16 protein-coding genes are annotated in these 24,830 nt (G+C 73.5%); 8 read left to right on the forward strand and 8 right to left on the reverse strand.

Annotation, left to right across the window (positions count from 1 at the left end; all coding sequences use genetic code 11):
- Positions 1-106: 106 nt before the first annotated feature.
- The 8 genes from QP090_RS19905 to QP090_RS19940 form a co-directional block, all read right to left on the reverse strand.
- On the reverse strand, positions 107-2,158 hold the full coding sequence (locus QP090_RS19905; RefSeq protein WP_285940610.1) for a bifunctional aldolase/short-chain dehydrogenase: 2,052 nt from the start codon (positions 2,156-2,158) through the stop codon (positions 107-109).
- Positions 2,159-2,183: 25 nt separating this feature from the next.
- Positions 2,184-5,417, reverse strand: coding sequence for a family 78 glycoside hydrolase catalytic domain (locus tag QP090_RS19910; protein WP_285940612.1), 3,234 nt, complete (start codon positions 5,415-5,417; stop codon positions 2,184-2,186).
- Positions 5,414-6,571, reverse strand: a complete 1,158-nt coding sequence (gene rhaI, locus QP090_RS19915; RefSeq protein ID WP_285941377.1) for an L-rhamnose isomerase — start codon at positions 6,569-6,571, stop codon at positions 5,414-5,416. Before rhaI ends, QP090_RS19910 begins: the two co-directional genes overlap by 4 nt.
- Before the next feature lie 30 nt (positions 6,572-6,601).
- Positions 6,602-6,919: an L-rhamnose mutarotase gene (locus tag QP090_RS19920; protein WP_285940614.1), complete on the reverse strand. Its 318-nt coding sequence runs from the start codon at positions 6,917-6,919 to the stop codon at positions 6,602-6,604.
- Between the two features lie 102 nt (positions 6,920-7,021).
- Entirely contained in the window at positions 7,022-8,116 is a 1,095-nt protein-coding gene (gene rhaS / locus QP090_RS19925) for a rhamnose ABC transporter substrate-binding protein (protein ID WP_285940615.1), read from the reverse strand.
- Between the two features lie 58 nt (positions 8,117-8,174).
- Positions 8,175-9,221: an ABC transporter permease gene (locus QP090_RS19930; RefSeq protein WP_285940616.1), complete on the reverse strand. Its 1,047-nt coding sequence runs from the start codon at positions 9,219-9,221 to the stop codon at positions 8,175-8,177.
- On the reverse strand, positions 9,211-10,389 hold the full coding sequence (locus QP090_RS19935) for an ABC transporter permease (protein WP_285940617.1): 1,179 nt from the start codon (positions 10,387-10,389) through the stop codon (positions 9,211-9,213). Before QP090_RS19935 ends, QP090_RS19930 begins: the two co-directional genes overlap by 11 nt.
- A 4-nt stretch (positions 10,390-10,393) precedes the next feature.
- Positions 10,394-11,932, reverse strand: a complete 1,539-nt coding sequence (locus QP090_RS19940) for a sugar ABC transporter ATP-binding protein (RefSeq protein WP_285940618.1) — start codon at positions 11,930-11,932, stop codon at positions 10,394-10,396.
- A 348-nt stretch (positions 11,933-12,280) separates the two neighbouring features.
- On the opposite strand from QP090_RS19940, the gene QP090_RS19945 reads away from it, so the two are divergent.
- From QP090_RS19945 to QP090_RS19980, 8 genes are all read left to right on the forward strand, one after another.
- Positions 12,281-13,333, forward strand: a complete 1,053-nt coding sequence (locus QP090_RS19945; protein ID WP_285940619.1) for a LacI family DNA-binding transcriptional regulator — start codon at positions 12,281-12,283, stop codon at positions 13,331-13,333.
- A gap of 7 nt (positions 13,334-13,340) precedes the next feature.
- The gene (locus QP090_RS19950; protein ID WP_285940620.1) at positions 13,341-14,054 is read left to right on the forward strand and encodes a (Fe-S)-binding protein; all 714 of its coding nucleotides are present in this window, start codon (positions 13,341-13,343) and stop codon (positions 14,052-14,054) included.
- Positions 14,055-14,134: 80 nt separating this feature from the next.
- Positions 14,135-15,559, forward strand: a complete 1,425-nt coding sequence (locus tag QP090_RS19955; RefSeq protein ID WP_285941378.1) for a LutB/LldF family L-lactate oxidation iron-sulfur protein — start codon at positions 14,135-14,137, stop codon at positions 15,557-15,559.
- Entirely contained in the window at positions 15,556-16,191 is a 636-nt protein-coding gene (locus QP090_RS19960; protein ID WP_285940621.1) for a LutC/YkgG family protein, read from the forward strand. The genes QP090_RS19955 and QP090_RS19960 overlap by 4 nt, the downstream gene beginning before the upstream one ends.
- Positions 16,188-17,633, forward strand: a complete 1,446-nt coding sequence (locus tag QP090_RS19965) for a rhamnulokinase (protein WP_285940622.1) — start codon at positions 16,188-16,190, stop codon at positions 17,631-17,633. The genes QP090_RS19960 and QP090_RS19965 overlap by 4 nt, the downstream gene beginning before the upstream one ends.
- Positions 17,634-17,912: 279 nt before the next feature.
- Positions 17,913-20,948: a helix-turn-helix transcriptional regulator gene (locus QP090_RS19970; RefSeq protein WP_285940623.1), complete on the forward strand. Its 3,036-nt coding sequence runs from the start codon at positions 17,913-17,915 to the stop codon at positions 20,946-20,948.
- A 224-nt stretch (positions 20,949-21,172) separates the two neighbouring features.
- Entirely contained in the window at positions 21,173-22,291 is a 1,119-nt protein-coding gene (locus tag QP090_RS19975) for an alpha/beta hydrolase (RefSeq protein WP_285940624.1), read from the forward strand.
- A 1-nt stretch (position 22,292) separates the two neighbouring features.
- Complete coding sequence (locus QP090_RS19980) at positions 22,293-24,764, forward strand: GMC oxidoreductase (RefSeq protein ID WP_285940625.1); 2,472 nt, start codon at positions 22,293-22,295, stop codon at positions 24,762-24,764.
- The last annotated feature ends 66 nt before the right edge of the window (positions 24,765-24,830 follow it).

Raw genomic sequence — 24,830 nt, forward strand, 5'->3', positions numbered from 1 at the left:
TCCCTTTCGGGCTCTGCAAGGTCCAACGGGGGGGTGGGCGACGCGTGCGAGCGTGGGGCGGTGGGGCCGGCGCGGCTCCTGCGTGACCGGGCCGGCCCCACCGGGTCTAGCGGAGGAACGCGGCGGCGACGCCGGCGTCCACGGGGATGTGCAGTCCGGTCGTGTGGGTCAGGTCGCCGCCCGCGAGGGCGAAGACGGCGGCGGCGACGTGCTCGGGCAGCACCTCGCGCTTGAGCAGCGTCCGCTGGGCGTAGAACTCGCCGAGCCTGTCCTCCTCGACGCCGTAGACGGCGGCGCGCTTGGCACCCCAGCCCCCGGCGAAGATGCCCGAGCCGCGCACCACCCCGTCGGGGTTGATGCCGTTGACGCGAACGCCGTGCTCGCCGAGCTCGGCGGCGAGCAGCCGGACCTGGTGGGCCTGGTCGGCCTTGGTCGCGCCGTAGGCCACGTTGTTGGGCCCGGCGAACACGGCGTTCTTGGACGAGATGTAGACGATGTCGCCGCCCATGGCCTGCTCGACCATGACGCGGGCGGTCTCGCGCGACACCAGGAACGAGCCGCGCGCCATCACGTCGTGCTGGAGGTCCCAGTCGGCGGCGGTGGTGTCCAGCAGCGGCTTGGACACCGACAGCCCGGCGTTGTTGACGACCAGGTCGACGCCGCCGAAGGCGAGCACGGCCGCCGCGACGGCGGCGGTGATCTCGTCCTCGGAGGTGACGTCGACCGTGACGGCCACCGCGACGTCGGACGCCCGGTAGGCGCCCGCCCCGATCTCGGCCGCGACCTTCTCGGCCGCGGCCCGGTCGCGGTCGGCGACGACGACGCAGGCGCCCTCGGCGGCCAGCCGCCGCGCGGTCGCCGCGCCGATGCCCGAGCCGCCGCCGGTGACGAGCGCGACGCGGGTGGCCAGCGGCTTCGGCGCGGGCATCCGGCGGAGCTTGGCCTCCTCCAGCTCCCAGTACTCGATCCGGAACTTCTCGGCCTCGTCGATCGGCGCGTACGCCGAGACGCTCTCGGCGCCGCGCATCACGTTGATCGCGTTGACGTAGAACTCGCCCGCGACCCGGGCGGTCTGCTTGTTGGCGCCGAAGCTGAACATGCCGACGCCGGGCACCAGCACGATCGCGGGGTCGGCGCCGCGCATCGCCGGGGAGTCCGGCGCGGCGTTGCGCTCGTAGTAGGCGCGGTAGGCGTCGCGGTAGTCGGCGTGCAGCTCGCTGAGCCGCGCCTTCACCTGGTCGAGCGGCGCGTCCGGCGGCAGGTCGAGCACCATCGGCGCGACCTTGGTGCGCAGGAAGTGGTCGGGGCAGGACGTGCCGAGCGCGGCGAGCCGCGGATGCTCGGCGCGGGCGACGAAGTCGAGCACCTCGGGGCTGTCGGTGAAGTGCCCCACCTGCGGCCGGTCGGTGGAGGCGAGCCCCCGCACCAGCGGGAACAGCTCGGCCGCGCGGGCCCGCCGCTCCGCCTCGGGCAGCGCCGGATGCACGACCGGGCCGAACGGGTCGGCCTTGCCGTGCTCGGCCAGGTACGCCTCGGCGGTCGCGATGATCTCCAGCGAGGCGGCCTTGCACTCAGCGCTGGTCGCGCCCCAGGCGGTGATGCCGTGGCCGCCGAGGACGACGCCGATCGCCGCCGGGTTCGCCTCCTTGATCGCGGCGATGTCCAGACCGAGCTGGAAGCCGGGCCGCCGCCACGGCACCCACACCACCCGGTCGCCGAAGATCCGCCGGGTCAGCTCCTCGCCGTCCGCGGCGGTCGCGATCGCGATGCCGGAGTCGGGGTGCAGGTGGTCGACGTGCGCGGCGGGCACCAGCCCGTGCATGGCGGTGTCGATGGAGGGCGCGGCGCCGCCCTTGCCGTGCAGGCAGAAGTCGAACGCGGCGACCATCTCGTCCTCGCGCTCGACGCCCGGGTAGACGTCCGCGAGGGCGCGCATCCGGTCCAGCCGCAGCACGGCCAGGCCCGGCTCGGTGAGGGTGCCGAGGTCGCCGCCGGAACCCTTCACCCACATCAGCTCGACGTCGCGGGCGGTCACCGGGTCGGTGACGGTGCCCTTCGCCGAGGCGTTGCCGCCCGCGTAGTTGGTGTTGCGCGGGTCCGAGCCCAGGTCGTGGGCGCGGGCGAGGAGCTGCTCCACCTCGGGCGGAGTGGCGGTCATCGGTTCTGTCTCCTTGTTCGGTGGCTCATTTGCGGGCCTGGAAGTCATAGCCGCCGGAGCCGGTCTCGACCCGGACGGTCCCGCCGGCGGCGCCGAGCACCCGGACGCCGGGCACGGAGGCGAGCGGGCGCCCGCCCTCGGTGACGGCGGCGGCCGACGCGGCGGGGATCTCGATCTCGGCGGTGGCGCCGACCGGGACCCGGACGCGCAGCCCGAGCCCGCCGCCGGCGCGCCTGTCCCACCGCACCGCGACAGGGCCGTGCGGCGTCTCGGTGGACGCCTCGACGAAGGTCAGGTCGCCGAGCGGCTTCGGCGCGATGCGGACGCGGTCGTAGCCGGGCGCGGCGGACCGGATGCCGGCCAGGTCCCGGTAGAACCACTCGCCGATCGCCCCGCCGAGGAACACGTGGTCGCGGGACCGGGCGTCCAGGTCCCAGCGCTCCCACAGCGTGGTCGCGCCGTTGGCAGCCCAGTAGCCCCAGCTCGGATAGGTCTTCTGGTCGGCGATCTTGTAGGCCAGCTCCCCCTGGCCGCGCTCGGTCAGCTCGGTCAGCAGGAACTTGGTACCGAGCGCGCCGGTGTTGAGGTGGCCGCCGCGGTCCTCGACGTCCTTGACCAGCCGCGCGGTGACCGCCTTCTCGGACGCCTCCGGCGTGATCCCGAACGCCAGCGGCAGGAGCGCCGACGTCTGCCGGTAGCCCGGGTCGGACGCGGTGACGTAGGCGTCGCCGCGCAGGAACGCCTTGTTGAAGGCGTCCCTGGTCTTCGCGGCGGCGGCCCGGTAGCGGGCGGCGTCGGCGGTGCGGCCGAGGGCCTGCGCGACGTCCGCGACGGTCGTGGTGTTGAAGTAGGTGTAGGCGGTCCCGGCGAGGCGCGCGTCCTCGGGGGTGTTACCGCCGTAGCCGGGCGCGAGGTAGTCGGTGAGGCTGCTCGGGTAGAGGCCCTCGCCGTCGGCCTTGGCCAGCCAGCCGTCCAGGTACCGGGTCATCGCCGGGTAGTTGGCGGCGAGCACGTCCTTGTCGCCGTACCGCTGGTACATCTGCCACGGGATGGCGGTGAAGGAGGCGTGCCACGGCGGCGCCTGGCCGTAGTAGCCGAGGCCCCATCCGTTGTCGGGGACGATCCCGGGGATCAGCCCGTCCGCGCCCTGGCTGTCGCGGTGGTCGGTCATCCACTTGGTGAAGGGCCGCCGGAGGTCGTACTCGGTCATCTCCATGTCGGCCATGAGCTGCGCGTCCCCGGTCCACCCGTTCTTCTCGTACATCGGGGTGTCGGTGGGGATGCCGTGCCAGTTGTTCACGACCGTCTGCCGGGTCATCGTGTTGACCTGGTTGAACAGCGCGTTGGAGCTGCGGAAGGACCCGGTGGGGCGCAGGTCGGTGTGGACGGCGCGGCCGTCCAGGTCGGCGGTGGTGGGCGCCGCGTCGCCGGGCCAGCCGGTGACCTCCACGTACTGGAAGCCCTTGTAGGTGTAGCGGGACTCCCAGGTCTCGGTGCCCGCGCGCCCGGCCAGGACGTACTCGTCGGTCTGGACGCGTCCGGTGACGTTGCCGTTGCTCACCTGCACGGTGCCGTCGGCGTTGAGCCGCTCGCCGTACTTGAGCGTGACCTGCGCGCCCTTCGGCCCGTGCGTGCGGATCCGCGCCCATCCGGCGATGTTGGCGGGCAGCTTGAAGACGTGGGTGCCCTTCTTGGGGCTGGTCACCGAGGAGGGCCGGATCGTGCCGGTGACCTTGATCGGCTCGTGCTCCTCCGGGACGACCGTGCCCGCCGGGGCGGCCAGCTTCGTCGCCGGGCCCCACGACGCGGCGTCGTACCCGGCGCGGTCCCAGCCGGGCTTCTCCTCGCGGGCATCGTAGGTCTCACCGCCGAACAGCGAGTCGTACCGCACCGGGCCCTCGGCGTACCGCCACTGCCCGTCGGTCGCGATCGTCTGCGCGGACCCGTCGGTGTAGGTGACGACGAGCTGGGCGAGAAGGCGCGGCTCGGCGGTCCAGGGCGTCTTGTGCCAGTTCCAGACGTTCTCCTGCGTCATCCCGTAGAAGCCGCGGCCGAGCCGCGCGCCGATGGCGTTGCCGCCCCGGCGCAGCATCCTGGTGACGTCGTGGGTGACGTACTCGACCCGCTTGTCGTAGCGGGTGAACCCGGGCGCGAGGACCTCGTCGCCGACCTTCTCGCCGTTCAGGCTCAGCTCGGCGTACCCGCCCGCCGCCGCGTACAGCCGGGCCCTGGCGACCTTCTTGCCGGGGACGGTGAAGTCGCGGCGGAGCAGCGGTTCGGGGCGGGACGGCGCCTCGACCGACACCTCGCCCCACGGCGCGCCGCCCCACGGCACCAGGACCTTGGCGGCCTTCCAGGACGCGTCGTCGAACCCGGGAACGGTCCACTCGGCCGCGGGCGCGGTGTCGAGCGCGCGCCACGCGTCCCCGGTGTCGAACGCCTTCGGCGCCTGCCCCGGGAGTTCGAGCCGGCCGAGCAGACCCGCCGGGCTCTGGCGGCCGTTGGTGGCCTTGACCGCGATGACGTTGCGGCCCTGGCGGAGCGCCGCGGCCACGTCCACCACGATCGGGCGCTTCCAGTTCTCCTTGGACGGGTCGGGCTCCCGGCCGCCGACCTCCGTGCCGTTCACCCAGGCGGTGAAGCCGTCGTCGGCGGTCATGACCAGCCGGGCGCCCTGCGGCACCGAGGCCAGGTCGACCGCCCCGCGGAAGTAGCGGGTGGCCGCGGGCGCGCTGGTCGCCGGGTCGCCCTCGGGGAACCAGATCCAACTGCTGCCCTTGAGGTCAGGCGCAGACGCGGCGGCGTCGGGCGCGCCGATCCACGAGCCGCGCCAGCCGTCCCCGGCGAGCGCGGTCTCGAACGCCGCCTTGGCGCTCCAGCCCGTCCAGTGCCCGCGGGCGTCGGCCACGCGGACCCGCCAGGTGTAGCGGGTGGCGGGCCTGAGCGCGGGCCCCCCGTACCGCACGTCGTAGGCGCGCGCGCTCTTCACCGTGCCCGAGTCCCACACCTGGCCCCCGCCGGCCTCGGCGGCGACCGAGATCCGGTAGGCGGTCTGCCGCTCCCCGCGCCGGTCGGAGCGGAGCCGCCAGCCGAGCCGCGGGTTCGCGGCGGCGACCGCGATCGGCGCGGTCGCGTGCTCGGTCTCCATCCCGGTGACGCGCAGCCCCGCCGGGGCGGCGGCCTGCGCCGGCGCCGCCCCCGCGACCACCATCCCGCCGGTCAGGAGCAGCGCCGCGCCGCGGCGGGGGCGCGGTCTCACGCGCCCCACCCCGCGGCCTGGCCGTCCTTGCGCTCGCCGACCACCCGCTCGTAGTACCCCGACGCCTTGTAGGCGGCGACGGGGTCGGCGTGCAGGCCCATCTCCTCGCGCAGCTCGGCCAGCAGCGGCCGGACGTCGGTGTTGTAGGCGTCCATGAACACCGCGTTCGCGCCGAGCACGTCACCGGTCCGCTGCGCCTCGCCCAGCGCGGCGGTGTCGATGAGCAGCGCCTTGGCGGTGGCCTCCTGGACGTTCAGCACCGAGCGGATCTGGCCCTGGATCTTCGGCTCGATGTTGTGGCACTGGTCGAGCATGAACCGCACCCCGGTCGCCGGGTCGTAGCCGCCGCCCCGGACCACCTCGTGCATGATCCGGTAGAGCTGGAACGGGTCGGCCGCGCCCACCATCAGGTCGTCGTCGGCGTAGAAGCGCGAGTTGAAGTCGAACGCGCCGAGCCTCCCCTCGCGCAGCAGGAACGCGACGATGAACTCGATGTTGGTGCCCGGCGCGTGGTGCCCGGTGTCCACCACCACCTGCGCCTTCGGGCCCAGCTTGAGGCAGTGCGCGTACGAGGCGCCCCAGTCCGGCAGGTCGGTCATGTAGAACGCCGGCTCGAACAGCTTGTACTCCAGCAGGAACCGCTGGTCGTCGCCGAGCCGCTCGTACACGGCCGCGAGGGCCTCCTCCATCCGGTCCTGGCGGGTCCGGATGTCGTCCTGGCCGGGGTAGTTGGTGCCGTCGGAGAACCACAGCTTCAGGTCGCGCGAACCGGTGGCGTCCATGATGTCGACGCAGGCCAGCAGGTGGTCCAGGGCCTTGCGGCGGATCGCCGGGTCCGGGTTGGTGACGCTGCCCAGCATGTAGTCGTCGTCCTGGAACACGTTGGTGTTCACCGCGCCGATCCGCACGCCCTGGTCCACGGCGTACGCGGCGAGCTCGGCGTAGTCGTCCACGGTGTCCCACGGGATGTGCACCGCGACGCTCGGGGCCACGCCGGTGAAGCGGTGCACCTGCGCCGCGTCGGCGATCTTTTCCCGGGGGGTGCGGGGGACGCCCTGCTGGGCGAACACCTTGAACCGGGTGCCGGAGTTGCCGTACGCCCACGACGGAGTCTCGATCTGCTGGCGGCGCAGGGCGTCCTTCACCGCGGTCATGTCTGTCACGGGTTCCTACTCTCCGATCCTCTAGTCAAGGTGGAAGACTTCGGTGAGCGGCAGCATCCCCTGGTCGGGGCGGCCGTCCAGATCCTCGAAGAACGGGGCCATCTCGTCCTGCCAGCGGGCGTTGACCCCGGTCCGGGCCATCCGCTCCTGCGCCGCCTCGAAGTCGTCGGTCTCCAGGTAGCCGACCAGCAGGCCGTCGTCGCGCAGGAAGAGCGAGTAGTTGCGCCATCCGCTCTCGCTCAGCGCGGCGAGCATGTCGGGCCACACCTCCCGGTGGCGCCGCCGGTACTCCGCCATGCGGTCCCGCCTGACCTTCAGCAGGAAGCAGGCACGCTTCATGACCGTCCTCGTCTCACGTCTCACCTGTCACCGGCGCGCGGCGCGTCCCGCGGACCTCGGTCCTCCCGGCGGGGGGACGGGGCGCGCCGCGGCCGGAGGTGCTCAGAAGTGGTACTCGTCGATGTTCTTGGCGTCGAAGACGGTGGGCGGGCCGAGGATGACCTCGCCGTTCTCACCGATCGTCCGCTCGCCGAGCTTGCCGGCCTTGAACTTCTCACCGGACGCGCCGGAGATCTGCCCGGACGCGAGCGAGGCCGCCGCGTAGGAGGCCAGGTAGCCCAGGTTCTTGGGGTCCCAGAGCTCGAACTGCTTGACCGTGCCGTCCTTGATGAACTGGCGCATCTGGTCGGGGGTGCCGAGGCCGGTCAGCGCGACCTTGCCCTTGTACTTGGACCCGGAGATGTAGCGGGCCGCCGCGGCGATGCCGACCGTGGTCGGCGAGATGATCCCCTTGAGGTTCGGGTACGCCTGGAGCAGGCCCTGGGTCTGCTGGAACGACTTCTGGTCGTCGTCGTCGCCGTAGGCGGTCTTGACGAGCTTGAGGCCGGAGTTCTCCGGCTTCTTCAGCTCGTCCTCCATGAACTTGATCCAGGTGTTCTGGTTGGTGGCGTTGGCGGTCGCCGACAGGATCGCGATCTCGCCCTTGCCGCCGAGCTGCTCCGACAGCAGCTTGATCTGGCTGCGCCCGATCTCCTCGGAGCTGGCCTGGTTGATGAACAGGTCGCGGCACTCCTTGGCGGTGTCGGAGTCATAGGCGACGATCTTGACCTTCTTGGCCATGGCCTGCTTGAGCGGGCCGCACACCGCGTTCTCGTCGTTGGCGGCGATCAGGATCGCGTCGTGCCGCTGCTGGACCAGGGTGTTGATGTAGGACACCTGCGACGAGGCCGAGGCGTCGGACGGGCCGACCTCCTTGGCGGTGCCGCCGTACTCGGCGGCGGCGGCGATGCCGGCCTTGTCGACGATCGTCTCGTAGGGGTTGTTGACCTGCTTGGGCAGGAACGCGACCTTCAGCCCCTTCTTCAGGGGCGCGTTCGGGTCGGCGGACGACTTGCCCGCCGCCGCCTTGCCGTCGCCGGAGCCGGCGGAGTCCTTGGTGGTGCCGCCGCACGCGGCGAGCGTGAGGGCCAGGGCGCTGGCGGAGGCGATCGCGGCGAAGTGCCGCAACGGGACGCGCGAGCGCGTGCGAACGGTCATCTCGGTGCCTTTCGGATGTCCAGGGTCGTGTCAGGGGGGAGGGGTGGACGGAGAGGGGTCAGGTGGAGGCGGCGGGGGCGGTGGACGGGGTGGGCCCGCCGCCCCGCCGTCTGCCCCGTGCCTCACGGACCACGGCGATCAGCCGCGGGGTGAGGACGGAGACGATCAGCAGCAGCCCGGTGACGATCGCCTGGGTGTCGCCCGAGACGTCGTTGAGCATGAGCAGGTTCTTCAGCAGGCCGATCAGGAGCACCGCGGCGATGACGCCGCCGAGCGTGCCCTTGCCGCCGTCGAAGTCGACGCCGCCGAGCAGCACCGCCGCGATCACGGTCAGCTCGAAGCCGAGGCCGTTGTCGGCGCGGGCGCTGCCGTACCGCAGCGTGAACACCAGTCCGGCGAAGCCGGCGACCAGGCCGGACAGCACGAACAGCACGAGCTTGATCCGCTTGACCCGGATCCCGGCGAAGTGGGCCGCGTCCTCCTGGGCGCCGATGGCGAACAGGGACCGGCCGACGCCGGTGGCGTGCAGCGTCACCGCGGTCGCGATCGCGAGCACGGCGAACACCGCGATCGGGTAGGGGACCGGGGTGCCGGGGACGTTCGAGGTGGCCAGGTCGGTGTAGGTCTGCGGGAAGGCGGTGATCGCCTCGGTGCCCAGCACCACGTACGCCAGGCCGCGGTAGAGCGTCATCGTGCCGATCGTCACCGCCAGGGACGGCAGCCCGAGCCGGGTGACCAGCAGGCCGTTCACCAGCCCGCAGACCACTCCGATCACCAGCACCAGCGGGATGATCATCTCGATGGACAGGCCCGCGTCCCACAGCTTGCCGGTGAGGGCGCTGCACAGCCCGAGGATCGAGGCGACCGACAGGTCCACCTGCCCGCAGACCACCAGCAGCGTCATCGGCAGCGCGATCAGCGCGATCTCGCTGAGGTCGCCGAGCGCGAAGGAGAGGTTGTCGGTGGTGGCGAACCCGGGCGAGGTCCCGGCGCCGCCGATGAAGACCACGATCAGCAGCGCGGTGACGGCCGTCTCCCAGCGGACCAGTCCCCCGGCGAGCCGGCGCCCTCCCGGGGCCGCCGCCTTGCTCACGTCAGGAGTCATGCCGCACCTTCTCCTCTGTGTCCTGCGGCCCGGAGTCCCGTGGCGCCTTGTCCGGTGGCGTCGTGCCCGGTGGCGCCGCCCCGGCGCCCGCGCGGCCCTCGGCCCCACCGGTGCGGACCGGCCGTCCGGCGGACCGGGACCTGGCCTTGAGGGCCTTGGTGACGCGCAGCGACAGCAGCCGGTCGACGCTGATGGCGAGCAGCAGCAGCAGGCCGGTGATGGCGTCCTGCCAGAACGAGTTGACCTTCAGCACCACCAGCACGCTGCCGATGGTGGTGAGCAGCAGCGCGCCGAGCGCCGCGCCGTACACCGTGCCGACGCCGCCGGTGATGGCGACGCCGCCGACGACGACCGCGCTGACGACCTTCAGCTCCCAGCCGTGCGCGGCGTCGGCGACCACGGTGCCGAACCGGGCCAGCCACAGCACCCCGGCCAGGCCGGCGAGGCCGCCGCTGACCAGGTAGGCGGTCAGCACCCGGCGCCGGATCGAGACGCCCGCGAGGCCGGCGGCCTCGGGGCTGGACCCGATCGCGTAGAACTCGCGGCCGGAGGAGTAGGAGCGCAGGTAGTAGCCGATCATCAGCATCGCGATCACGGTGATGATCGGCAGGTAGGGGACGCCGAGCAGCGAGTCGTTGCCGAGCGACAGCAGCGAGGAGGGCAGGTCGGCGGCGCCGATCTGCTCGCCGTGCGCCACCGCGTGGTCGACCCCCTGGATCACGTACAGCGTGCCGAGGGTGACCACCAGGGCCGGTACCCGGCAGAAGCTGACCAGCAGGCCGTTCACCAGCCCGCAGCCGACGCCGAGCAGCACCCCGAGCAGGACGACCAGCAGCAGGCTGCGGTCGCCGCCGGAGGCGTACTTGCCGGCGACGAAGGCGACGAGGCCGACGACGGACCCGACCGACAGGTCGATGTTGCGGGTGACCACGACCATGGTCTGGCCGACGGCCAGCAGCGCCAGGATCGAGGCGTTGAGGAAGATGTCCTTCATGCCCTGCTCGGACATGAAGCGCGGGTTGGCGATCGTGGTGGCGGCCACCAGCACCAGCAGCGCGCCGAGGATGCTCAGCTCGCGGGCGCGCAGCACCAGGTCGACCAGGCGGCGGCCGTTGCCGGCCGGGCCGCCGGCCTCCGGCCGGGGCGGGGACTGGGCGAGTACGGTCATGGGGTCAGGCCGCCTTTCCCGTGCCGGCCCGCCCGGTGGCGGCGGCCATCACGCTCTCCTCGGTGGCCTGCGCGCGCGGGATCTCGGCGGCGAGCCGGCCCTCGTGCATGACCAGCACCCGGTCGGCCATGCCGATCACCTCGGGCAGGTCGGAGGAGATCATCAGCACCGCCAGGTCCTGCGCGGCCAGCTCCGACAGCAGCCGGTGCACCTCGGCCTTGGTGCCGACGTCGATGCCCCGGGTGGGCTCGTCCACGATGAGCACGGTCGGCTCGGTGGCCAGCCACTTGGCCAGCACCACCTTCTGCTGGTTGCCGCCCGACAGGACCCCGACGGTGTCGGTGAGCCGGGCGTACTTGAGCTGGAGGCGCAGCGCCCAGTCGCGGGCGCGGTCGCGCTCGACCGTCCGGGAGATCAGCGGCCCGCGCCCGGTCTCGCGGCGCAGCGAGCGGAGCTGGGTGAGCCCCATGTTCCGCTCGATCGACATGTCCATGACCAGGCCCTGCTGGCGGCGGTCCTCGGGGACCAGCGCGAGGCCGGCGGCCATCGCGGCGGTGGGGCTGCCGACCGGCAGCCGGCTCCCGGCGATCTCGACCAAGCCGGCGTCCCAGCGGTCCACCCCGAAGATCGCGCGGGCGACCTCGCTGCGGCCCGCGCCGACCAGCCCGGCCAGCGCGACGATCTCGCCGCGGCGCACCTCGAACGAGACGTCGGTGAAGGCGCCCTCGCGGGTCAGCCGGTCCACCTTGAGCGCGACGTCGCCGGGCGTGACGTCCTGCTTGGGGTAGAGCGCGTCCAGGTCGCGGCCGACCATCCGGCGGACCAGGTCGTCGGGGGTGAGCCCGGCGACCGGGTCGGTGCCGATGTAGCCGCCGTCGCGCAGCGTCGTCACCCGCTGGCAAAGCTCGAAGATCTCCTCCAGCCGGTGCGAGATGAACAGGATCGCGCAGCCCTGCTCCTGGAGCGTGCGGGTCACCGCGAACAGCCGGGCGACCTCCTGCCCGGTGAGCGCGGCGGTGGGCTCGTCCATGATGAGCACCCGCGCGTCCCGGGAGATGGCCTTGGCGATCTCGACGACCTGCTGGTCGGCGATCGACAGGCCGCGGGCGGGCTGCTGCGGGTCCAGCGCGACGCCGAGCCGCTCGAACAGCGCGGCGGTCCGCTCGTGCATGGTCCGGCGGTCGATGCGGCGCAGCGCCGAGCGGGGCTGCCGGCCCATGAAGATGTTCTCCGCGACCGACAGGTCGGGGAACAGGGTCGGCTCCTGGTAGATCACCGCGACGCCCGCCTGCTGGGCGTCGGCGGGACCGCCGAACGTCACGGGCTCGCCGTCCACCCGCACCTCGCCGCCGTCGGGGCGGTGCACGCCGGCGAACGTCTTCACGACGGTGGACTTGCCCGCGCCGTTCTCGCCGGCCAGGGCGTGCACCTCGCCGGCGTGCAGCTCCAGGGTGACGTCCCGCAGCGCGCGCACCGCGCCGAACGACTTGCTCACGTTGACCAGTGCCAATGTCGGCGGTGCCGACCGCGCGGCTGCGCTCATCGCCACCCTCCTCGCCGGGGGATCGTGTGTCGGACAGATGAAAAACGTTTTAACGGGATGTTGCGCAGGACGGTAGATGTGACCCGGAGCACCCGTCAAGGGGTCAAACCGGGTCCGAACCTGGTCGAATCCGCGAAAGCCCAGTGGTCACAGGGGAAACACGGGATTCGAAAGGTGCCCGCGGACGGTGCCCGGACGGCCGGATTGGCCGCAACAGGTACCGTCAGCGGGGTTGACACGTTTTAATTCGATGACCCAAAGTGAGCGCGGCACACACACGCGGCATCCCCGTCCACGCGCGGCGGGATCCGGATGCGCGCACCAGCGGACCGACCCGGGGGCAGACGATTGAGCACTGACGGCGGCGCAGGCCCCGAGACGGTGGGCATCAAGCAGGTCGCGCGGCACGCGGGCGTCTCGCCCGGCACCGTCTCCAACGTGCTCAACCGCCCCGAGCGGGTGGCCGCGACGACCCGCGCCCGGGTGGAGGCCGCCATCCGCGAGCTCGGCTTCGTCCGCAACGGCTCGGCGTCCACGCTGCGCGCCGGGCACAGCAGCACGATCGGGCTGATGGTGCTCGACCTCGGCAACCCGTTCTTCACCGACATGGCGCGCGGGGTGGAGGAGAGCGCGAGCGAGCGCGGCTACGCGGTGATCCTGTCCTCCTCCGGCGAGTCCGACGACCGCGAGCAGCGCAACATCCGGGTGTTCGCCGAGCAGCGGGTGCGCGGGGTGCTGCTCACCCCGGTCGGCGACGACGGGGAGAACGCCGACCGGCTGCGCGCCCGCGGGATGCCGGTCGTCCTGCTCGACCATCCGACGCCCCGCGCCAACCAGTGCTCGGTCGCGGTCGACGACGTCGCCGGCGGCGAGCTGGCGGCCGGCCGGCTGCTGGCCGACGGCGCCCGCACGCTCGCGTTCGTCACCGGGCCCACCGCGCTGCGGCAGTGCGCCGACCGGCGCAAGGGCGCCCTGCGCGCGCTGCGCACCGCCGGGCTGGCCCCCGGGACCCTGCGGGACGTGGCGGTGCCGGCGATGAACGCCCGCGCCGGCCAGGAGGCCGCGCGGCGGCTGCTGGACGACGGCGGCCCGCTGCCCGACGCGATCTTCTGCGCCAACGACCTGCTCGCCCTCGGAGTGCTGCGCGTCCTGCTCCAGTCGGGCGTTCAGGTCCCGGGCGACGTGGCGGTGATCGGGTATGACGACATCGAGTTCTCGGCGGCGGCGGCCGTACCGCTCAGCTCGGTGCGGCAGCCGACGTACCAGCTCGGCCGGATCGCCACCGAGCTGCTGCTGGAGGAGTGCGACGATCCGGAGGGCCACGCCCACCAGCAGGTCATGTTCCAGCCGGAACTGGTGATCCGCGAGTCCAGCCGGCGCGGCGGAGGAGGAACGGAGTGACGGCCGAATGAAGATCGCGCTCTTCGTCACCTGTGTGAACGACACGATGTACCCGGGCACGGGCAAGGCGATGGTCCGCCTGCTGCGCAGGCTCGGGCACGAGGTGGACTTCCCGATGGCACAGACGTGCTGCGGGCAGATGCATCTGAACACGGGCTACCGTGACCAGGCCGTCCCCCTCGTGAAGGGGTTCGCCGAGGCGTTCGCCTCCTACGAGGCCGTGGTGACGCCGTCGGCGTCCTGCGCGGCGATGGTCCGCGACTCGCACGCGCGGCTCGTCCCCGAGGCCGCTGAGACGGCCGCCAAGGTGTACGAGCTGTCGGAGTTTCTGATCGACGTGCTCGGCGTCACCGACGTCGGCGCCCACTACCCGCACCGCGTCACCTACCACCCGACCTGCCATTCGCTGCGGATGCTGCGCGTGGGCGACCGGCCGCTGCGGCTGCTGCGCGAGGTGGGCGGCATCGACCTGGTCGAGCTTCCCGAGGCGAACGAGTGCTGCGGCTTCGGCGGCACGTTCGCGCTCAAGAACGCCCCGGTGTCGGCGGCGATGTGCGCCGACAAGGTCGCGAACGTGCGCAGCACCGGCGCGAGCACGCTGTGCTCGGCCGACAACTCCTGCCTGATGCACATCGGCGGCGCCCTGACCCGGGCCGGCGCCGGGGTGCGGACGGTGCACCTGGCCGAGATCCTCGCCGCCACCGAGGAGGACCCCGCATGACCGGCACGACGCCCGACCGCGCGACGTCCCACCGCGCGACGTCCCACCACGAGGGCCCCGCGATGCCGACCTACGTTGGCATGCCGTCCTTCCCGTCCGCCGCGCGCGCCGCCGTGGCCGACACCCGGCTGCGCGGCAACCTCGCCCACGCCACGTCCACGATCCGGGGGCGGCGCGCCGAGGCGGTCGCCGAGCTGGACGACTGGGCGGCGCTGCGCGAGTCCGGGAAGCAGATCAAGGACCACGTCCTGGCGAACCTCGGCCACTACCTGCGGATGCTGGAGGAGCGGGTCACCGCCGCCGGCGGCACGGTGCACTGGGCGCGCGACGCCGACGAGGCCAACCGCATCGTCATCGGGCTGGTGAAGGCGACCGGCGAGACCGAGGTCGTCAAGGTCAAGTCGATGGCGACTCAGGAGATCGGGCTCAACGAGGCCCTCGCCGAGCAGGGCGTCACCGCCTACGAGACCGACCTCGCCGAGCTGATCGTGCAGCTCGGCGACGACCGGCCCTCGCACATCCTGGTCCCGGCCATCCACCGCAACAGGTCCGACATCCGCGACATCTTCCTGCGGTCGATGCCGGACGCGCCCGAGGGCCTGTCCGACTCCCCCGCCGAGCTGGCCGAGGCGTCGCGGCGCCACCTGCGGGCCAAGTTCCTGTCGGCGAAGGTCGCGGTGTCGGGCGTCAACTTCGCGGTCGCCGACACCGGCACGCTGGTGGTGCTGGAGTCGGAGGGCAACGGCCGCATGTGCCTGACCCTGCCCGAGACACTGATCTCGGTGATGGGCGTCGAGAAGCTCGTCCCGTCGTGGCGCGACCTGGAGGTGTTCCTCCAGTCGCTGCCGCGCTCGTCCACGGCCGAGCGGATGAACCCCTACACCTCCGCGTGGACGGGCGTCACGCCGGGCGACGGGCCGGGCGAGTTCCACCTGGTCCTGCTCGACAACGGGCGCACCGCGACGCTCGCCGACGAGGTCGGGCGGCAGGCGCTGCGCTGCATCCGCTGCTCGGCGTGCCTGAACGTGTGCCCCGTCTACGCGCGCGCGGGCGGGCACGCCTACGGGTCGCCCTACCCGGGGCCCATCGGCGCGATCCTGTCGCCGCAGATCCGCGGCATCGGGTCCGAGGTCGACGCGTCGCTGCCGTTCGCGTCCTCGCTGTGCGGCGCGTGCTACGAGGTGTGCCCGGTCGCGATCGACATCCCCGAGGTGCTGGTGCACCTGCGCGCCCGCGCGGTCGAGAGCGGTCCGCGCCATCCGCTGGAACGCACCGCGATGAACGCCGCGGGCTGGACGCTGCGCTCGCCGACCCGGCTCGCGCTCGCGCAGCGCGCCGCGTCCGCGAGCCGCCGCCTCGTCGGCCGCCGCGGCCGGATCCGCCGCCTGCCGGGGCCGCTCAAGGCGTGGACCGACACCCGGGACGCGCCCGTACCACCGCCCGAGTCGTTCCGCGCCTGGTGGGCCCGGACCGACGGCGGCCGCACAGAGGAGAGGGACAAGTGAACGCGCGCGAGGAGATCCTCGGCCGGATCGAACGGGTGGCGCCCCGCCGCGACGCCGCGGAGGTCGCCGCCTCCTACGACCGGATCGCCCGCGACTACCTGCGCCGCCACCACGACGACGGCGTTCTGGATTTGTTCGCCGAACGGGTCGCCGACTACCGCGCCATGGTGCGGCGGGTGACGCCGGACGAGCTGCCCGGCGCGGTCGCCGAGCTGCTCGCCGCGCGGCCGGGCGTGCACGCGGTGCCGGACGGGCTGCCCGCCGGGTGGATCGCCGCGGCGGACGCCGCCGCCCTCGCGCACGCCCCCGCGGTCGCCGACCTGGACGGGATGGCGGGCGCGGTCACCGGCTGCACGGCGGCGATCGCCGAGACCGGCACGATCGTGCTCGACCACGGCCCCGCGCAGGGCCCGCGCGCCCTGTCGCTCGTTCCCGACTACCACCTGATCGTGGTGCGGGCCGGGCAGGTCGCGCCCGACGTTCCCGAGGCGCTCGAGCGGCTCGACGCGCGGCGGCCCCTGACGTTCGTCTCCGGCCCGTCGGCCACCAGCGACATCGAGCTGTCGCGGGTGGAGGGCGTGCACGGGCCGCGGACCCTCGAGGTCCTGCTCGTCGAGGACGGCGGCCGATGAGCCGCCCCGCCGCGTTCGCGGCCGTCGACCTCGGCGCGTCCAGCGGCCGGGTGATGACGGGGCGCGTCGCGCCCGGCGTCCTGACGCTGGCCGAGGAGCGCCGGTTCCCGAACCGCCCGGTGCGCGCCAACGGCACGCTGCACTGGGACGTCCTCGGGCTGTACGGGAACGTGCTCGACGGCCTCCGGTCGGCGCCCCGCGACCTGGTCTCGGTGGGCATCGACTCCTGGGCCGTCGACTACGGGCTGCTCGACCGCGACGGGGCCCTACTGGGCAATCCCGTGCACTACCGCGACGCGCGCACCGAGGGCGTCCGGGAACGGGTCGGCGCCGAGGCCGGCGATGACCTGCTCTACCAGGCGTCCGGGTTGCAGTTCCTGCCGTTCAACACCGTCTACCAGCTCGTCGCCGACCGCGCCGCCCTCTCCCGCGCGCACACGCTGCTGCTGATCCCCGACCTGCTCGCCTACTGGCTGACCGGGGAGGTGGGCGCCGAGCGCACCAACGCCTCGACGACCGGCCTCCTGGACGTCCGGGCGGGCACCTGGTCGCGTCCCGTCCTGGACCGGCTCGGCCTGCCCGCCGGGCCGCTCCCCGCGCTGCGCGACCCCGGCGAGGTGATCGGGACGCTGCGGCCGGACGTGGCCGCCGAGACCGGGCTCCCCGGGGACCTGCCGGTCACCGCGGTCGCCTCGCACGACACCGCCTCGGCCGTCGCGGCCGTCCCCGCCACCGGCCCCCGCTTCGCCTACATCTCCTGCGGCACCTGGTCGCTGGTCGGGGTGGAGCTGCCCGCGCCGGTGCTGACCGAGGCGAGCCGCGAGGCCGACTTCACCAACGAGGGCGGCATCGATGGAACGGTCCGGTACCTGCGCAACGTGATGGGCCTGTGGCTGCTCCAGGAGTCGCTGCGCGCCTGGGGCTCCCCCGACCTGCCCGCCCTGGTCGCCGAGGCCGAGCACGTCCCCGGACTGCGCTCCCTCATCGACGCCGGCGACCCCGAGTTCCTGCCGCCGGGCGACATGCCGGCCCGCATCGCCGCGCACTGCCGCCGCCGCGGCGACCCCGAGCCGCGCACCCGGGCCGAGATCGTCCGGTGCGTCCTGGACAGCCTCGCCCTGGCCCACCGCGCCACGCTCCGCCAGGCCGCGCGGCTGTCCGGCCAGGAGATCGACGTCGTGCACCTGGTCGGCGGCGGCAGCCGCAACGAGCTGCTGTGCCGCCTCACCGCCGACGCCTGCGGCCTGCCGGTCGTGGCCGGCCCGGTCGAGGCGACCGCCCTCGGCAACGTCCTGGTCCAGGCCCGCGCGCACGGCGTGGTCGGCGACCTGGCCGAAATGCGCGATCTGGTGGCCCGCACCCAGCCGCTGCGCACCCACACCCCGCGCGGCGACGACCGGGCCTGGGCCGACGCCGCCGAGCGGCTCGGCCTGCCCCGCTGACCCCGCCACCGGTGCGCGGCGGAGTGGTCATGAAGGTGACGACTACGGCACGGTTTCCCGCCCCACTGTTGACACGGAGCCCCTGACGGCGGTTGATAGCACTGCGGTCATGGTCGCGGAGGAGACCGACCGGCCCGTATCGGTCGACCGGCGGGGCCGGGGCGTGTTGCCCGGCCCGTGCGCTTGTTTGGTCGATAGGGTAATACCGCAATTCTGGCGAATTGCGACTTAGAGCATGGTCACGGCGTATCGACCGCCTGTGTCAGTTGGGGTGTGCACATGGAGGGTCGCACTGACAAGCGCCCGCGCGCTGTCTCCGGCGACGTTCCGCTCGTCGGACGGCAAGCGGCGCTCCGCGTCGCGGAGGAGGCCCTGGGCTCCGCCGCGCGGGGCTCCTTCCGGTTCCTGGCGCTGTCCGGGGATCCGGGCGCGGGCAAGACCCGGCTGCTGGCCGAGGTCGCCGGGCTGGGCTCGGTCGGCGACCTGCGGGTGCTGGCCGGACGGGCGGCCGAGTTCGAGCAGCAGATTCCGTTCGGGGCGCTGGTCGACGCGCTCGACGACCATCTCGAGGACCACCGGCCGGAGCTCGACGGGGCGACCACGGTGCTGCTCGCCCGGGTGTTCCCCGCCCTGATGGGCGCCGGCTCCGCCGCCCCCGTCGCCGATCCCGCCGCCGCGTCCGGCGACGCGTCCGGCGACGCGTCCGGCGACGCGTCCGGCGAGGGACGGGCCGACTTCGTCGGCGTCGCCCGCTACCAGCTCCACCGCGCGGTCCGCCGCCTGCTGGAGGAGGTCGCCTCCCCCTCGGGCCTGGTGCTGCTCCTTGACGACGTGCACTGGGCCGACGAGGCGACCATCGAGCTGCTCGACTACCTCGTCCGGCATCCGCCGCGCGCCCGGGTGCTGATCGCGACGGCGTACCGTCCGGCGCAGACCTCGCCGCGGCTGGCCACGCTCGTCGGCGCGGCGGGCGACCACGGGCTGAGCGTGTCGGTCGACCCGCTCACCCGCACCGAGGTCGAGGAGTTCCTCGGCCCGCAGGTCAGCCGGTCGCGCTGCCAGACGCTGTACGAGGCGAGCGGCGGCAACCCGTTCTACCTGGAGGCGCTGGCCCGCCGCGAGCCATCCGGCGAGACGGCCACCGCCGAGGGCGCGCTGTCCGGGCTGGAGGACCTGCCCGAGCTGCCCCCGGCGGTGCGCACCGCCCTCCAGGTCGAGCTGAGCGCGCTGTCCCCCGGCGCGCTGCTCCTCGCGCGGGCCGCCGCCGTGGCCGCCGACGAGTTCGAGCCCGCGCTCGCCGCGGCGGGCGCGGAGATGCCCGAGGACGCGGCGCTCGGGGCGCTCGACGAGCTGGTCGCGCGCGACGTCGTCCGGTCGGGCGCGGCCGGGCGGTTCCAGTTCCGGCACCCCCTGGTGCGGCACGTGGCGTACGGGTCGGCCGCGGCGGGCTGGCGGCTGGCCGCGCACGCCCGGATCGCCGCCCACCTCGCCGCGCTCGGCGCCCCGGCGACGCTGCGCGCCCACCACGTCGAGCGGTCCGCGCACTACGGCGACCAGGCGGCCATCGCCACGCTGGTCGACGCGGCCCGCACCGTCGCGGCCCAGGCCCCGGCGACGGCCGCGCACTGGATGGAGGCCGCGCTCCGGCTGATGCCCGAGGACGGCGAGCGGGAGCCGGACGGGCCGTCCGGCAAGGACGCCGCTCCCCCGCCGCGGCTGCGGCTGCTGATGGAGCTCGCGCACGTGCAGACGGTCGGGGGCCGCCTCACCGAGGGGCGCGAGACCGCTCGCACCCTGCTGCGGCTGCTGCCGGCCGACGACCACGACCGGCGGGCGCGGGCCGTCCAGCTGTGCGCGGTGATCGAGCGGCTGCTGCACCGCCACCAGGAGGCGCGTGCGCTCGTCCTGGACGAGCTGCGCAGGATCCCCGACCCGCAGGCGCCCGCGGCGGTCCTGCTGCGCGTCCGGCTGGTCGCCGACCGGCTCATGCGCGTCGACATCAGGGGCGCCCAGGCGGTGCTCGACCGGATGCCCGACAGCGCGCCCGACTGGGCGCCGGGCCTGGAGGTGGCGGTGGCGTCGATGCGGGCGCTGCCCGCCTACGCCGCCGGACGGGTCGGCGAGGCCATCGCCTACGCCGAGGCCGCCGACCGCGTCTGGGCGTCCGCGCCCGACAGCCATCTCGCCGAGTGCCTCGACTCGGTGCCGTGGCTGTGCTGGAGCGAGAGCATGATGGGCCGGTTCGGCGACGCGCTGCGGCACCTCGACCGCTGCCTCGCCGTCGCCCGCGCCACCGGGCAGGCGTCGTTCATCACCTACCTGCTGACCGCGCGGGCCCGCACCCTCACCAGCCTCGGCCGGCTCGCCGAGGCCGCCGACCCGGCCGAGGAGGCCACCGAGGTCGCCCGGATGCTGCGCTCGGGCGAGGCCCTGGTCTTCGGCCTCACCCAGCAGTGCCTGGTGGCGAGCTGGTCGGGCGACCACGACGCCGCGCTGCGCCTCGGCGACGAGGCCGTCCGCAACGACATCGGCGCCGACGAGTGGTGGGGCGCGCTGGCCCGCTACGCGCAGGGCGTCGCGCTGATCAACTCCGGCGATCCGGAGCGCGGCGCGACCGCGATCGTCGCGGCCTGCGGCGACGCGGCGGCGCCCAAGCTCGACCCGGCGACGCTGGTGAGCTGCTGCGAGCTGATGGCCCAGGTCGAGTCGGGCCGCGAGCACGCCGACGAGGCGCTGAAGTGGGCCGGGCTGGCCGAGATGATCGCCCACCCGGAGCTGCGCGGCGACACCGGCCTGGCCGCGCTCGCCCGCGCGCACGCGCTCCACTGCAAGGATCCGGCCGCGTCCGCCGAGCTCGCCGCCGAGGCCGCCCGGACGCTGCTGCTCGCCGAGCGCCCGGTCGACGCGGGCCGGGCCGAGCTCGCCGCCGGGCTGGCGCACAGCACAGCCGGCGCGCGCGACCAGGCCCGGGCCAGGCTGCGCGCGGCCACCGAGCTGTTCGAGCGGTGCGGCGCCAAGGCCCTGCACGCCCAGTCGGTCCGCGAGCAGCGGCGGCTCGGCGTCCGGGTGGCGGGGGGACGCGGCGGGCGGGCCGGCGGACGTGGCGGCGGGCCCTTCGGGCTGTCGCCCCGCGAGCAGGAGATCGCCTCACTGGTCTCCAAGGGCTACACCAACCAGCAGGTCGCCGAGCGGCTGTTCCTCAGCGTCCGGACGGTCGAGACGCACCTGTCGAGGGTGTTCACCAAGCTCGGCGTGTCGTCGCGGGTCGGCGTCGCGACCGCGCTGAACCGGACGGCGGACGACCCCGCGACCTGACGCCCGCCCGTCCTCCACGGAGCCGCCGCTCGGACGCGGCCGGGGCGCGACCTGACCGCGGCCGGGCCCGCGGCCAGGGGTTTTACTTCGGCGCGCGGTGAACTCCGGCGCCGCCCCCCGACTCTCACTCCGTAGGGGGCCGCCAAGTACGGGTTTTCCACGATGCCGCATCCGCATCAGGGTTTGACACTGTTGGCCCAGCACGAAATCGGGAGGACATAGACATGCCACGCCACATCCCACGGTTCTCGTTGGACGGTGTCACGGACGCCGAGGTGTCCGTCCACCCCTTCACGACCGAGGATGAGCTGAGCCTGAAGCTCACCCGATTCCGCCGCGAGCACAGCGACGACGTCGTGCTGCTGCTGCACGGCCTGACGTCCTCCAGCGACCTGTTCATCATGCCCGAGATCCGCAACCTGGTAAGCCACCTGCACGACAACGGCTTCCCGGACGTGTGGGCGCTCGACTTCCGGATGAGCAACCACTACCCGTACAACACCGGCACCCGCCACTACTCGCTGGACGACATCGCCGTCTTCGACTACCCGGCCGCGCTCGCCGAGCTGCGCCGGCACGTCGGCGACCGGCGGATCCACGTGTTCGCGCACTGCCTGGGCGCGCTGTCGTTCAGCATGAGCCTGTTCGGCGGCATCGTGCCCGACGACTTCGCGAGCCTGGTCGTCAACAGCGTCTCGCTGACCCCCCGGGTGCCGGCCTGGTCCAAGGTCAAGATGCTGGCCGGGCCCCCGTTCGCCGACTACCTGCTCGGGTCGCCCTACATCGACCCGCGGTTCAAGGAGGCGCCGCCGTTCAGCGCGCGGTGGCTGATGGCGCGGGCGATCTCGCTGTTCCACCCCGAGTGCCGCGAGTCGGCCTGCCACATGCAGAGCTTCATGTGGGCGACCGGCCGGCCCGGGTTCTTCATGCACGAGAACCTCGCGCCCGAGACGCACGTGCACGACCGGCTCGCCGACATCAACGGCGCCTCGACCGTGCACTACTACCGGCACATCCGCAAGATGGTGCGGGCGGGCAGGGCGGTCCGGTTCGACCCGCGCGACCGGCGGCTGGCGGCGCTGCCCGGCAACTTCCTGGCGCGGGCCGCCGAGATCACCACGCCGATCCTCTACACCACCGGCGACACCAACCGGATCTTCACCGACTCCAACATCGTGTGCCACCGGCTGATGTCCCGGCTCGCGCCGGGCCGGCACGAGCTGGCGGTGTTCCCCGGCTACGGCCACATCGATCCGATCCTCGGCAAGAACGCCCACAAGGACGTGTACCCGCAGATCGTCACGCACTTCGCCAAGCACAGCGTCGACCGGAAGGCCGCCTGAGATGTTCGAGCACGCGGACGCCGTCGTCATCGGCTCGGGATTCGGCGGCTCGGTCGCCGCCTACCGGCTGGCCGAGGCGGGCCGTTCGGTGGTCCTGCTCGAACGCGGCCGGGCCTTCCCCCCGGGCGGATTCCCGCGCTCCCCCGCCGAGATGGGCAAGGCGTTCTGGGACCCGGCCGCCGGGCTGCACGGCATGTTCGACGTGTGGCGCTTCAAGGGCTGCGACTCGGTGGTCTCGGCCGGTCTCGGCGGCGGCTCGCTGATCTACGCCAACGTGCTGCTGCGCAAGGACGAGCGCTGGTTCGTGCACGACCAGAAGATGCTGGGCGGCGACCACGAGTCGTGGCCGGTGAGCCGTGCCGACCTCGACCCGCACTACGACGTGGTCGAGCGGATGCTCGGCGGCACCCCGTACCCCATCGGCCGCGCCCCCTTCGACGACACCCCGAAGACGCACGCGATGCAGGACGCCGCCGCCGAGCTGGGGCTGCACTGCACGCTGCCGCCGCTGGCGATCAGCTTCGCCCCGCGGCCCGGCGGCGAGCCGGGCGTGAGCCTGCCGATCGCGGACGCGCCGTACGGCAACCTGCACGGCGTGCCGCGGCGCACCTGCAAGCTGTGCGGCGAGTGCGACATCGGCTGCAACGAGGGGTCCAAGAACAGTCTCGACCACACCTACCTGTCGGCCGCCGCCCATCACGGCGCCGACCTGCGCACCGGCCACGAGGTGAAGGTGATCCGGCCGCGGCGGGGCGGCGGGTACGAGGTCGACTACGTCGTGCACGACCCGGAGGCGGGCGCGGGCGCGGAGGCCAAGAACCGGCCGCCGTTGCAGACGATCAGTTGCGACCGGCTCGTCCTCGGCGCCGGCACCTACGGGACGAGCTTCCTGCTGCTGAAGTCGCGGGCGTCGTTCCCCGGGCTGAGCGACGCGCTCGGCACCCGGTTCAGCGGCAACGGCGACCTGCTGACGTTCCTGCTCAAGGCCAAGGACCGCAACCGGGTCCGGCCGCTGGACGCCAGCAAGGGACCGGTCATCACCACCGCGATCCGGCTGCCCGACGAGCTGGACGGCGTCCCGGGCGCGGGCCGCGGCGCCTACATCGAGGACGGCGGCTACCCCGGGTTCGTCGACTGGATGGTCCAGCCGTTCGACGTGTCCGACCAGATCGAGCGCGCGGTGAAGTTCCTGTGGACGCGGTTCACCGAGTTCTTCCGGGACGCGCCCGACACCAACCTGTCGCAGGAGCTGTCGGACCTCATCGGCGACGGCGCGCTGTCGGTCAGCTCGCTGCCGCTGCTCGGCATGGGCCGCGACTCCGCCGACGGGCGGCTGGCGCTCAAGGACGGCCGGCTCTCCGCGGAGTGGACGACCGAGAGCAGCCAGGAGCTGTTCGAGCGGCTCCGCAAGACCATGCAGGGCATGGCGGACGTGCTCGGCGCCGACTACTCCGACAACCCGGTCTGGTTCCGCAAGCGCATCGTCACCGTCCACCCGCTCGGCGGCGCGCCGATGGGCGCGCACGCGGGCGAGGGCGTCTGCGACGCCTACGGCGAGGTGTTCGGGTTCCCGGGCCTCTACATCGCCGACGGGGCGGCGATGCCCGGCCCGGTGGGCCCGAACCCGTCGCTGACGATCGCGGCGTTCGCCGACCGGATGAGCACCGCGATCCTCGATTCCGAGGGTCGCGAGAAGCCGTCCCCCCCGTCGGGGGACGTGGGGGGCTCCGCCGCACAGCATCGTGCGGCGGGGGTCACGGGGGCCGGGCCGGTCGCGGGGACCGGCTCGCCGCAGGGGACGGTGGACGGCTCGGCGTACGGGCCGGAAGCGGGGGGACCGGCGGCGGTCGGGGGACCGCCCGCCGGCGCCGCGGACCGTACGTCGCTGTCGTTCACCGAGGAGATGAAGGGGTTCGTCACCTACGGCACGTCCGACCCGCGGGCGGGTGAGCTGGCCCGGGACCGCGAGAGGCTCTCGTTCCGGCTCACCATCACCGCCGGCGACGTCGGGCGCTTCCTGGCCGAACCCGAGCACACCGCACGGGCCGAAGGGTGGATCGACGCCGATGGCCACGGGGGCCGGCGTCCGGTCCAGCGGGGCTGGTTCAACCTCTTCGCGCCGGACGGCGCGGAGGACCGCCGGCTGATGAAGTACCGGCTGTACTTCACCGACGGCGAGGACCGGCCCCGCACCCTCACCGGCCAGAAGAACGTCCTGCACGGCCCGCCGACGCGGGTCTGGCCGGACACCTCCACGCTGTACGTCCGGCTGCTGGAGGGGCACGTCGCCGAGGAGGACGAGGAGGACGCCCCGATCGCGGGGGCGGGCGTCCTGCACATCCAGCTCACCGACTTCGCCCGGCAGCTCACCACGTTCCGGACCTCGGGTCCGGACGGCGCGGGGGCGATGCTGGACTTCGGCCGGTTCTTCGCCGGCGAGCTGTGGGAGGTCTACGGCCCCGACCTCATCTGAACGGGGCCGCCATGAACGCACGAGGCCAAGAGAACTGCGGGGTGCTCTTGGCCTCGTGCCCCTTTC

This window comes from Actinomadura xylanilytica (assembly GCF_030283145.1).
GTDB classification, from domain to species: domain Bacteria; phylum Actinomycetota; class Actinomycetes; order Streptosporangiales; family Streptosporangiaceae; genus Spirillospora; species Spirillospora xylanilytica.

What these genes read in the sequence shown, in the direction of transcription:
- QP090_RS19950 (WP_285940620.1), top strand. Translation starts at nt 13,341, where the DNA reads ATGAAGATCGCGCTCTTCGTCACCTGTGTGAACGACACGATGTACCCG.
- QP090_RS19955 (WP_285941378.1), top strand. Translation starts at nt 14,135, where the DNA reads ATGCCGTCCTTCCCGTCCGCCGCGCGCGCCGCCGTGGCCGACACCCGG.
- rhaI (WP_285941377.1), bottom strand. Translation starts at nt 6,571, where the DNA reads ATGACCGCGGTGAAGGACGCCCTGCGCCGCCAGCAGATCGAGACTCCG.
- QP090_RS19930 (WP_285940616.1), bottom strand. Translation starts at nt 9,221, where the DNA reads ATGACTCCTGACGTGAGCAAGGCGGCGGCCCCGGGAGGGCGCCGGCTC.
- QP090_RS19935 (WP_285940617.1), bottom strand. Translation starts at nt 10,389, where the DNA reads ATGACCGTACTCGCCCAGTCCCCGCCCCGGCCGGAGGCCGGCGGCCCG.
- QP090_RS19920 (WP_285940614.1), bottom strand. Translation starts at nt 6,919, where the DNA reads ATGAAGCGTGCCTGCTTCCTGCTGAAGGTCAGGCGGGACCGCATGGCG.
- QP090_RS19965 (WP_285940622.1), top strand. Translation starts at nt 16,188, where the DNA reads ATGAGCCGCCCCGCCGCGTTCGCGGCCGTCGACCTCGGCGCGTCCAGC.
- rhaS (WP_285940615.1), bottom strand. Translation starts at nt 8,116, where the DNA reads ATGACCGTTCGCACGCGCTCGCGCGTCCCGTTGCGGCACTTCGCCGCG.
- QP090_RS19975 (WP_285940624.1), top strand. Translation starts at nt 21,173, where the DNA reads ATGCCACGCCACATCCCACGGTTCTCGTTGGACGGTGTCACGGACGCC.
- QP090_RS19905 (WP_285940610.1), bottom strand. Translation starts at nt 2,158, where the DNA reads ATGACCGCCACTCCGCCCGAGGTGGAGCAGCTCCTCGCCCGCGCCCAC.
- QP090_RS19970 (WP_285940623.1), top strand. Translation starts at nt 17,913, where the DNA reads ATGGAGGGTCGCACTGACAAGCGCCCGCGCGCTGTCTCCGGCGACGTT.
- QP090_RS19940 (WP_285940618.1), bottom strand. Translation starts at nt 11,932, where the DNA reads ATGAGCGCAGCCGCGCGGTCGGCACCGCCGACATTGGCACTGGTCAAC.
- QP090_RS19980 (WP_285940625.1), top strand. Translation starts at nt 22,293, where the DNA reads ATGTTCGAGCACGCGGACGCCGTCGTCATCGGCTCGGGATTCGGCGGC.